Below are 416 nucleotides of genomic sequence, written 5' to 3'. Positions count from 1 at the left end.
ACGTGCAGGTGGTCGGCGTGCCCGACCCGAAGTACGGCGAAGAACTGTGCGCCTGGATCATTCCCAAGGCCGGCATGTCTCCAACGGACGAGGATATTCGCGCGTTTTGCAGAGGGAACATCGCGCACTACAAGATTCCGCGCTACCTGCGCTTCGTGTCCGCGTTTCCCATGACCATTACCGGCAAGGTGCAGAAGTTCAAAATCCGCGAAACCATGCAGCAAGAACTCGGGCTCCACCCCGACCGCACCGCCTGAAGACCCCCATGCCCATTCTTGATACCCGACTCAACCCGCGCAGCGCCGAGTTCACCGCCAACGCCGCCGCCCTGCAGGCGCTGGTGGACGACCTGCGCGCGCGCCAGGCCCGCGTGGCCGAGGGCGGCGGCGAGGCTGCTCGCGCCAAACACGTCGCCC

The 416-nt window shown here is 65.4% G+C and carries 1 pseudogene (running past one end of the window); it reads left to right on the top strand.

The window, feature by feature from the left end:
- Window positions 1-257: pseudogene (locus B3H47_RS05465) on the top strand (AMP-binding protein); it begins 1409 nt to the left of the window's first position.
- The last annotated feature ends 159 nt before the right edge of the window (window positions 258-416 follow it).

This window comes from Thiomonas sp. UBA7699, assembly GCF_002482605.1.
Taxonomy (GTDB): Bacteria; Pseudomonadota; Gammaproteobacteria; order Burkholderiales; family Burkholderiaceae_C; genus Thiomonas; species Thiomonas arsenitoxydans.
The sequence above is the reverse complement of the archived record's forward strand: the minus strand, read 5'-3'. Positions and strand labels throughout refer to the sequence as shown.